At 47.0% G+C, this 9,030-nt stretch carries 15 protein-coding genes; 13 read left to right on the plus strand and 2 right to left on the minus strand.

Going from position 1 to position 9,030, the window contains the following annotated elements:
• Positions 1-18 precede the first annotated feature (18 nt).
• Genes nuoE through ACKRDP_RS03560 form a run of 3 tightly spaced genes read left to right on the plus strand, consistent with a single transcriptional unit; the run spans position 19 to position 1,962 of the window.
• Complete coding sequence (nuoE, locus tag ACKRDP_RS03550; protein WP_409153378.1) at positions 19-465, plus strand: NADH-quinone oxidoreductase subunit NuoE; 447 nt, start codon at positions 19-21, stop codon at positions 463-465.
• Positions 440-1,717 carry a complex I 51 kDa subunit family protein gene (locus ACKRDP_RS03555; protein WP_409153379.1) on the plus strand — a complete coding sequence of 426 codons (1,278 nt, stop codon included), beginning with the start codon at positions 440-442 and terminating at the stop codon, positions 1,715-1,717. The genes nuoE and ACKRDP_RS03555 overlap by 26 nt, the downstream gene beginning before the upstream one ends.
• On the plus strand, positions 1,714-1,962 hold the full coding sequence (locus ACKRDP_RS03560) for a hypothetical protein (protein ID WP_409153380.1): 249 nt from the start codon (positions 1,714-1,716) through the stop codon (positions 1,960-1,962). Before ACKRDP_RS03555 ends, ACKRDP_RS03560 begins: the two co-directional genes overlap by 4 nt.
• Position 1,963: 1 nt before the next feature.
• On the opposite strand, the gene ACKRDP_RS03565 is transcribed toward ACKRDP_RS03560, so the two are convergent.
• On the minus strand, positions 1,964-2,728 hold the full coding sequence (locus ACKRDP_RS03565; protein WP_409153381.1) for a helix-turn-helix transcriptional regulator: 765 nt from the start codon (positions 2,726-2,728) through the stop codon (positions 1,964-1,966).
• Positions 2,729-3,005: 277 nt separating this feature from the next.
• Here ACKRDP_RS03565 and ACKRDP_RS03570 point away from each other — a divergent pair, with 277 nt between their 5' ends.
• Together ACKRDP_RS03570 and ACKRDP_RS03575 are read left to right on the plus strand one after the other, a co-directional pair.
• Positions 3,006-3,236 (plus strand): hypothetical protein, encoded by a 231-nt coding sequence (locus ACKRDP_RS03570; protein WP_409153382.1) that lies wholly within the window; start codon positions 3,006-3,008, stop codon positions 3,234-3,236.
• Positions 3,237-3,496: 260 nt separating this feature from the next.
• The gene (locus ACKRDP_RS03575) at positions 3,497-4,195 is read left to right on the plus strand and encodes a uracil-DNA glycosylase (RefSeq protein WP_409153383.1); all 699 of its coding nucleotides are present in this window, start codon (positions 3,497-3,499) and stop codon (positions 4,193-4,195) included.
• On the opposite strand, the gene ACKRDP_RS03580 is transcribed toward ACKRDP_RS03575, so the two are convergent.
• A complete protein-coding gene (locus ACKRDP_RS03580; protein ID WP_409153384.1) occupies positions 4,184-5,371 on the minus strand; it encodes a TRC40/GET3/ArsA family transport-energizing ATPase in 1,188 nt (395 codons plus the stop codon). The genes ACKRDP_RS03575 and ACKRDP_RS03580 overlap by 12 nt on opposite strands.
• Positions 5,372-5,576: 205 nt before the next feature.
• Here ACKRDP_RS03580 and rplN point away from each other — a divergent pair, with 205 nt between their 5' ends.
• From rplN to rpsE, 8 genes are read left to right on the plus strand one after another with little or no spacing between them, the layout of a single operon-like run.
• Positions 5,577-5,942 (plus strand): 50S ribosomal protein L14, encoded by a 366-nt coding sequence (gene rplN, locus ACKRDP_RS03585; protein WP_409153385.1) that lies wholly within the window; start codon positions 5,577-5,579, stop codon positions 5,940-5,942.
• Positions 5,942-6,298: a 50S ribosomal protein L24 gene (gene rplX, locus ACKRDP_RS03590; protein WP_409153386.1), complete on the plus strand. Its 357-nt coding sequence runs from the start codon at positions 5,942-5,944 to the stop codon at positions 6,296-6,298. The genes rplN and rplX overlap by 1 nt, the downstream gene beginning before the upstream one ends.
• Complete coding sequence (gene rplE / locus ACKRDP_RS03595; protein WP_409153387.1) at positions 6,295-6,864, plus strand: 50S ribosomal protein L5; 570 nt, start codon at positions 6,295-6,297, stop codon at positions 6,862-6,864. The genes rplX and rplE overlap by 4 nt, the downstream gene beginning before the upstream one ends.
• Position 6,865: 1 nt before the next feature.
• The gene (locus ACKRDP_RS03600; protein ID WP_409153388.1) at positions 6,866-7,054 is read left to right on the plus strand and encodes a type Z 30S ribosomal protein S14; all 189 of its coding nucleotides are present in this window, start codon (positions 6,866-6,868) and stop codon (positions 7,052-7,054) included.
• An 11-nt stretch (positions 7,055-7,065) separates the two neighbouring features.
• Entirely contained in the window at positions 7,066-7,470 is a 405-nt protein-coding gene (gene rpsH / locus ACKRDP_RS03605) for a 30S ribosomal protein S8 (RefSeq protein WP_409153389.1), read from the plus strand.
• 9 nt (positions 7,471-7,479) lie between these two features.
• Complete coding sequence (gene rplF, locus ACKRDP_RS03610) at positions 7,480-8,034, plus strand: 50S ribosomal protein L6 (protein ID WP_409153390.1); 555 nt, start codon at positions 7,480-7,482, stop codon at positions 8,032-8,034.
• Between the two features lie 11 nt (positions 8,035-8,045).
• On the plus strand, positions 8,046-8,423 hold the full coding sequence (gene rplR / locus ACKRDP_RS03615; RefSeq protein WP_409153391.1) for a 50S ribosomal protein L18: 378 nt from the start codon (positions 8,046-8,048) through the stop codon (positions 8,421-8,423).
• Between the two features lie 11 nt (positions 8,424-8,434).
• On the plus strand, positions 8,435-9,022 hold the full coding sequence (rpsE, locus tag ACKRDP_RS03620; protein ID WP_409153392.1) for a 30S ribosomal protein S5: 588 nt from the start codon (positions 8,435-8,437) through the stop codon (positions 9,020-9,022).
• The last annotated feature ends 8 nt before the right edge of the window (positions 9,023-9,030 follow it).

Here is a 9,030-nt window from a genome sequence, read left to right on the forward strand (position 1 = left end):
GTCTTACCTGAGGAGTTAATGCAGAAGTTGAGAGAGCATGCAGACTACTTCCCAAGAAAGGAGCAGGCTGTTCTTATCTGTCTTCACGAAGTTCAGGACCACTACGGACACATCCCCTTCTTTGCTCTCGAGGAGGTGGCAAGGCTCTTAGAAGTTCCGCTGAATCATGTGGAAAACGTGGTCTCTTTTTATGACATGTTTGACAGGGGAGAGCCTGCCAGACACAGGATAAGGGTATGCGTAAGCGTTGTCTGCAACCTTATGGACTCAAAAAAAGTGCTCGGAGCCATAAATGAACTCCTAGGTATATCACCCGGCGAGGTAACCAAAGACGGAAGGTTCAAATTAATAGGTGTGCAGTGTATAGGTGCATGCTCGGAAGCACCGTGTTTTATGGTGGACGAAGACACCTACAAGTTTGAATCAAAGGAGAAGCTCCATGAGGTCCTATCCCGTTACACCTGATATATACGCAGAGACTACCCTCAACCTTTTGCTCAAGAGGGCAAAAAAGCCAAGAGTTCACACCATAGAGGAATATCTCAAAGACGGTGGGTATCAGGCTCTGGAGAAAGCTCTCAACATGAAACCGGAAGAAATAGTAGACTGGGTTGACAGAAGCCAGCTCAGAGGAAGGGGTGGTGCGGGTTTTCCCACAGGAAGAAAGTGGAAGTTTGCGGTGCAGAACCCAGCTCCCAGATACCTCATATGCAATGCAGACGAATCTGAACCCGGCACCTTTAAAGACAGAATACTCATGGAGAGAGACCCTCATCTTCTGATAGAGGGTATGATAATATCCGCCTATGCCATAGGTGCCAACCAGGCCTTCATATACATAAGGGGCGAGTATCCGGCGGGCTATTACATCCTCAGAGATGCCATAGAAGAGGCAAAGAAGAAGGGCTTTCTGGGGAAAAATATTCTGGGTTCTGGCTTTGACCTTGAAATTTATGTGGCAAGAGGTGCAGGCGCCTACATTTGCGGAGAGGAAAGCGCTCTTATTGAGTCTCTTGAAGGTAAAAGGGGTTTTCCGAGGATAAAGCCTCCTTTTCCAGTTCAGTATGGTCTTTTTGGAAGGCCCACGGTGGTAAACAACGTGGAGACCCTCTGCAATATTCCCCTTATAGTGGGTATGGGCTGGGAAGAATACCGCTACATAGGACCGAGCGACTATCCGGGACCAAAGCTTTTCCCCGTCAGTGGAAAGGTCAAAAAGCCGGGGGTTTACGAGCTTCCTATGAACACAACTCTGAGAGAGGTCATCTTCAAGTATGCGGGTGGAACGATAGGAAACAAAAAGGTAAAGGCCGTCTTTTCTGGAGCCCTTGACTGCTTTTCTACGGAGGAGCTGGATACACCCATGGACTACTCACCCTTTGGCTTTGGTGGAACGGGCACGGTTATAGTGCTTACAGAGGAGGATGACATAGTTCAGGCGTGTCTCTGGGTGGCGGAGTTTTACGCCCATGAGAGCTGTGGTCAGTGCACGCCCTGCAGGGTTGGAACCCACGAGCAGGCATATCTACTTGAGAGGATACTTCACAACCATGCAGATGAAAGGGAGTGGGCAGGCTTTGAGTTTGTAAACTCATACATACAACCCACCTCCATATGCGGGCTTGGGGCTGTGGCCGGAAGGCTCATACGCCAGACTATGCAGAAGTTTCCACAGGAGTGGGAAAAATACAGAAAAAGTTTCCCTGCACAGATATGAAGCTACTCTTTATATTTTTCAGCCTGACTTTTGGTGCTCTTGTGTGGGCTCAGGATGACTCTCAGAGATGCCAGACGAATCCACTCAGGGACAAAGAATACTGCAGATACTTCTGGAGCGTGTGTAAGAATCTGGGTGTAAGGAGACTTGATGGAATAAAGAGCTGTCTTGAGAAAAGCCAGTCCTACGAAGAAGGTGTAAAGTGCTTTGAAAGGTCATGGCTGGAGGACCTTTTCAAAAAATAATCTACGTTTCTAAGTTTTTCTTCCACTCTTCATACATGGAAACCAATTCTTCTCTACCAATGCTAAGCTTTTCTGTAGCTCTTCTCAAGTATTCTCTAACGCTTGAGGTTGATATACCGAGATATTGACCTATTTCCTCGTTGCTGAGACCCTCAAGCAGTAGTAGAACCACTTCCCTCTCTCTCTTAGAAAGCGTCTTTTTATAAGCTTGCCTTTTCCTGCATAGCTCCTGCAAAAAACCTTCCGGCGAGGCACTTTTCTGGGTATGAGGTATATTTTCAATTGCATGGACATCCTCTGACTTCTGAGAAACCTCCTCCAAACCTCTTCTATTAGCTCTGTTTGCATGCACTAAGTATACAGAAAAACCCACGAGTATAAGATTCCCTAAAGCTATAAGACTTCTTGTGTCTTCCATAATTTTAAAGAGGAAATAGCCCACAAGAATAGCACTGCAAACAACTCCAAAACCAACAGGAAATGCCTTTATGGGATTTCTGAGCTTTATCAAGGTATAAAGTAGAAATACATCAGCAAAACCAAAACCTATCTGGACCGCATACATGGCAAGGTTTAAACCAAGACCATTACCCGTATGCATCAGAAAGTATCCCAGGGCAAAGGAAACCACGGAAAGAATCAGTAGATTTTCATCCCAATCCTTCAGCAGGATTACACACAGAAATACAGCAGATGCGTAGAAAATGACCTCAATACCATACAGAAGGGCCTCCTTACGGTAGGCTTCCATAAGCACACCATACATAAGACCTCCCGTGAGGTAGAGAATAAAGACGCCCGGTAAAAATCTTAGCCATAAGCTAAGAGGTATATTTTCAGAGGAAATTTCAAAAGATTTCTTAGTAAGACTCAGAACTGGTGCAATACTTAAAATTAAAAACTTATAATTTTCCCTTACAGGTATGTTTGAGAGAAAAACCATGGCGATATTTCCTATCCCCAGACCAAGAATATCCTTTTTTTGAACACTATTTGTCAGAATTACCCCCACATACACCGCAAGACTGGAAGATAGAAAGCCAATGAGCAGCATAAGTAAAGGTCTGAGAGTTTGGTCGGACACTGGGAAAAAGGCAGTTAATATAGCAGTAGCTGGAATAAAAAAGGGGAAAGTTCTGAGAAAGAATCCCTTTATTGAGGCTATGAGGAAAAAACCAGATATGTGTCCCAGGAGAAAAAAGGGAAATAGCCAATGTCATGAAGGAGAGGGCCACCCATTGGAAAAGATACAAGCCAGAAGACAAAGAGGCTGAGACTTATGATAGGCAGCATTCCGTTGATATTTTAACAGGAGGATGGGATACAAATATATATGATTTAAATCATATATTTCAGTGCTTTCGTGACACTGTTAGTGACAATCACGCTACATTGTGCGACTTGATAAATTAAGGCTTACATCTCTATAATTTCCAGCATCAGGATGGTTTCTCATAAGGCTGGGAGGAGTAAGAGGGGGAGAGGACGCCCTCCTCCCGGGGACCCGACTGGGTCCCCTGCTATAATTAAGCTAATGGAAAGATATAAGCTTCAGGCAACCCTCAGGGCTCTGGAGAAGATTGGTTTTGATGTTCTTTACACTGAAAGTGTAAACATTCCTGCAAGCAAACCACAGAGTAGGGAAGCACAAGCGGTGCGGGAAAAGGACAGGAAGGAACTTCTTGGTGACCTCTACAGGAAAATTGTGGATGAAAAAAAGTGCGTCCTTTATGAGGGTGCAAGCGGTTATGTTTTTGGAGAAGGCAACCCTTACTCGCCCGTTGTCTTTGTAGGAGAAGCCCCAGGAGAAGAGGAGGACCAGCTAAGAAGACCTTTTGTGGGAAGAGCTGGCAGGTATCTTAACCAGAAACTTGAGGAGGTGGGGCTCAGGCGAGAGGATGTTTACATAACCAATGTGGTAAAGTCCAGGCCTCCGGGCAACAGAAAGCCTACTGCAAAAGAGATGCAGTCCTGTCTGCCTTACCTGAGAAAGGAAATAGAAATAATAAACCCAAAGCTCGTAGTATGTCTGGGCGCTACAGCGCTTGAGGGTATACTGGGAAAATCACTACCAATAACAAAACACAGAGGGAACTTTTTTGACTACCCCTACGACAGAAGAATAAAGGTCCTTCTCACCTACCACCCTGCTTACATTCTCAGAAACCCGGGCGCTGAGAAGGAATTCGTGGAAGACCTGAGAAGGATAAGGGACTTTCTACTAAGTTCTTGAGAGAAAGACCTTAAGGTATCCCTCTTCAATCTTTGCACCCTTGGGTTCATAGTCCCTGAGCTTTCTGGGGAGCAAGATATGACTCTTAAAGTTCTTCCACCTTATAACAATCTCACCCTCGCTCTTAAGGACGGAGAGTCCCTCCTTTGTGAGGAAAGGGGCTCTCAGCCTGACCATGTATTCACCATCCTGCTCTATAAACTCGTAGGGTTTTTCTCTGTGAAATACCCTTGCAGGGTCTGTATCACCGTATATAAGGTCTGAGAGAATCCTGAGCCTTTCCTCACCCACCACCTCATCCTCCATGAGAGGAACTGTAAACACAGGAACTGGGTAGAAGAGTGCCTGCATATCCTCAAGGTATCTTCTCTGAGTGAGCACCCACCTTGAAAAGTGTTCACATCCTTCTACAGAGGAAGGCAGAACCTTGTTAACCACAACAGCATCCACATTCACCCCAAAGAGGTTAAAATACATAAAGGCTCTCTGGCTCTCTTTGAGAACCATCTTTTCAGGGTTTGCCACGAGCCTGACGGAGGTTACATCCGGGTCAACAAGAATCTCATCCACACCCTTTAGCTTTTCGTAGAAGTTCTCAAGAGCCCTGAAATACTCATCGTCTGGTATTGGGACATCCGTAAGCCTCCTTGCTACAGGTCTTGCCACCTTGAGAATGGTCCTCTCCACGTTGAATATCTTTCTCATATACCACTTGAGAACCGTTGGCATAGAAACAAACCTCAGGGATTCGCCGGTGGGAGGGAGGTCAAGAACAAGGGCATCAAACTCCCTCTCTCTGTAATATTTGTTCACATACAGGAGGCTTGTTACCTCCTCCATGCCGGGAAGTATGGCAAGCTCTTCAGAAACAACCTCATCAAGCCCAGTGGTGTTGAAGAGAAGCTCCAGGAACCTGTAAACATCACCCCAGTATCTGTCCACTTCCTCCTGTATGTCTATCTCCTGTATGTGGAGGTTATCCGAGATTTTTATGGGCAGTCCCTTTGCCCTGGTCTTTTCCTCTTCTGGCACATCAAAGGCATCCCCAAGGCTGTGTGCTGGGTCAAGGGAAACCACGATGGTTCTGTAGCCGAGGCTTGAAAGCCTGTAGGCGGTTGCGGCTGATATGGTGGTTTTGCCAACGCCACCCTTGCCTGAGAAGAGAATTACCCTCATAAGAAAGAAAGTATAACCCACTCTGCGGACGCCTGAAACTTCTTATAAGCCCGTTGATGTAGCCTGATTACGGGTCTATGCCTTTACCACTTGACAGAAGCCCCTTCTATAGATTAAAATAAACAGCCTTGGTTAGATAGCTCCAGTTCTTCAACAGGGGCTTACTTGTGGTATAATTTTTAGCTTATAACAGAGGTGGAAGACTATGATACAGCGACAGGGTTATGCAAATGTTGCGGATAACTCGGGGGCCAAGAGGGTTCAGATTATAGGCATACCCTACGCCCCGAGGAAGTATGCCACAGTGGGTGATGTGGTAACTGTCACAGTAAAGGTTGCCGCACCCAACAGCCCGGCAAAAAAGGGCAAGGTCTACAGAGCGGTGGTGGTAAGGACAAAGAAAGAAGTAAGGCGTTCCGATGGCAGCTACATAAAGTTTGATGACAATGCGGTGGTTCTTCTCAATCAATATGGAGAGCCTCTGGGCACGCGCATACTTGGGCCAATAGCCAGGGAGGTCAGAAACAGGGGCTTTACCAAACTGGCATCTCTTGCTCCGGAGGTGGTGTGATGGCTCAGAGGATAAAGAAGGGCGACACAGTGGTTGTTCTGAGAGGAAAGGAGAAGGGAAAAACTGGTGAGGTCATAAAGGTTCTCAGGGAAGAAAACAGAGTGATAGTAAAGGATGTTAACCTGGTGAAAAAACACCTCAAGGAAATACCCAACGTGAGAGAAGGTGGCATATACGAGATAGAAGCTCCTCTCCACATAAGCAATGTAATGCTCATATGCCCCAAGTGCGAAAGGCCCACAAGGGTAGGCATAAGAACGCTCAGGGAAGGTGATACTCTGAGGAAATACAGGTTCTGCAAAAAGTGTAAGGAAAACATCGACCTTATAAGAGAGAAAGTGAGGGTTGAAGCATGAGCGTAGAAACCAGGTATGTATCAAGGCTTTACAACAAGTACAGGGAAGAGGTGGTTCCGCAGCTGATAAACCGCTTCGGCTACAAAAACCCCATGGAAGTCCCCAGAATAGTTAAGGTGGTGGTAAATATGGGCGTAGGTGAGGCGGTTGGAGACATAAAGCACCTTGAAAGGGCCATGGAAGACCTGAGGGCCATAACAGGTCAGCAACCGGCGGTAAGAAGGGCAAAGAAATCAGAGGCTGGCTTTAAGCTTAGAAAGGGTATGCCCGTTGGTCTCAAGGTTACGCTGAGAAAGGAAAGGATGTGGGACTTTCTTGATAAGCTCATATGTGTGGCCCTTCCAAGGGTGAAGGATTTTAAGGGGCTTAACCCCAGGTCCTTTGATGGAAGGGGAAACTACGCCTTTGGAATTGGGGAGCAGATAGTTTTTCCAGAGATTGATTATGAAAAGGTGGATGCCATAAGGGGTATGGACATAATCATTCAGACTACCGCAAAGAGTGATGAGGAGGCTTTCTGGCTTCTGGCGCTGCTGGGGCTTCCCATTAGGAGTGCAGGAGGTTAACATGGCAAGAAAGGCAAAGGTGGCAAAGGATGTAATGCATTTTCCCAAGTATGCGGTCCGGCAGAAGAACAGATGTCCTCTTTGTGGCAGGCCAAGAGGCTTTATAAGACAGTTTGGTATGTGTAGACTGTGTTTCAGGGAGCTCGCCCTAAAGGGCGAACTTCCAGGCATTAAAAAGTCCAGCTGGTAAGGAGGTAAGATATGGACCCAGTGGCAGACATGTTCTCCGCCATAAAGAACGCAATAAGGAGAAGGATGGATTACGTGGACATCCCCTCTTCAAGGCTGAAAGAGTCCATACTTGAGCTTCTCAAGAAGGAAGGCTACATAAAAGGATGGGAAAGACTCCAGGAGGGTAAGAAGGGCACCCAGTATATACTGAGGGTTCATCTCAAGTATCTTGACCCCAAGAAGGAAAGGAACGCCATATCGGAGCTTCAGAAAGTTTCAAAGCCTGGAAGGAGAATATACACTCCCAAGCACAGAATCCCTCACGTTCAGAGGGGTTTTGGCGTAGCCATACTCTCCACCGACTCAGGTCTCATAACAGACCATGATGCCAGAAGGCTGGGCAAGGGTGGGGAGATATTAGCCTATGTATGGTGAGGTGCAGACATGTCAAGGATAGGCAAGAAACCCATTGAAATCCCCCAGGGTGTTAAGGTGAGCCTTCAGGATGGTGAGCTCAGAGTTGAAGGACCTAAAGGCAAGCTTTCAATGAAGCTACATCCAGATATGGAGGTCAGTCTGGAGGGAAACACCGTAAGGGTAACTAGACCCTCTGACCAGCCCTTTCACAGGGCCATGCACGGCACAACCGCTGCACTCATAAGAAATATGATAAAGGGTGTTACCGAAGGCTTTACAAAAGTGCTTGAGGTGGTTGGTCTTGGATACAGAGCTGCAGTCAAGGGAAACAACCTTGAGCTGAGCCTTGGACTCTCACACCCTGTGGTTTATCCCATACCTTCAGACGTAAGGATAGAGGTAAAAGAAAACAAAATATACGTCAGCGGTATAAACAAGGAAAGGGTAGGGCAGGTATGCGCCCAGATTAGGGCCTTCAGAAAACCCAACGTATACAAGGGCAAAGGCATAAGATACGAGGGTGAGGTGCTCAGGCTCAAGGCTGGAAAGGCGGCAGGAAAGGGCAAAGGCGGCAAGAAGTAAGGAGGTAAGCTATGGCAAAGCTCGGCAGGCATGAAAAGCGAGAAAGAAGGCACAAGAGGATAAGAAAGAAAATCGTGGGAACTCCAGAAAGACCAAGGCTCAGCGTTTACAGGAGCCTGAATGCCTTCTACGCTCAGCTGATTGATGACTCTGGGGGCCAGTCAAGAACGCTGGTTTCTGCCTCTTCCATAGACCCGGAGTTCCTACAGCTTGCCGGTAAGAGAGGAGGAAAGTCCATAGAGGATGTGCAGAAAGTGGCCGAGATACTGGTAAAGAAGGCTATGGAAAAGGGCATAAGAAAGGTGGTCTTTGACAGAGGTGGTTTTCTTTACCATGGAAAGATAAAGGCCTTTGCAGATAAATGCAGAGAGCTTGGTCTTGAATTCTAAAGGAGGCAGATATGGGTGGTGTATCAATTGAAAAGCTCATTGACAATAAGAGAAGAGACCAGAGAATAGCAGAGCTTGAGGACCAGCTGCAGATAGAGGAAAGGCTCATATACGCCAAGAGAACCACAAGGGTAACCAAGGGTGGAAAGAGGTTTTCCTTCAGTGCTCTGGTTATAGTAGGGGACAAGAGAGGCTTTGTGGGTTTTGGACTTGGAAAGGCGAGGGAAGTGCCAATAGCCATTGCGAAGGCGATAGAGGATGGAAGAAAGCACCTCATAAGGGTCCCTATAGAAAACGGAACCGTCCCCCACGATGTGGTGGGTCATTACGGCCCCACCATGATAAAGGTTATACCTGCAAGGCGGGGGACAGGTATTGTGGCAGGTGGCGCTGCAAAACCCATCTTTGAGCTGGCAGGCTATACGGACGTGCTCACAAAACTTCAAGGGAGCACGAACCCCAACAATGTGGTAAGGGCTGTCTTTGACGCCCTTCTCAAGCTCAGGTCTGCCGAAGAGGTGGCAAAGGAGAGGGGTATAGACCCCGAGCTCATAAAGAAGCGCTACCACATATACGCAAGAGACCTTCGTATACCCTGAGGAGGAGT

The sequence above is a fragment of the Pampinifervens navoyensis genome (assembly GCF_046159715.1).
GTDB lineage: Bacteria > Aquificota > Aquificia > Aquificales > Aquificaceae > Pampinifervens.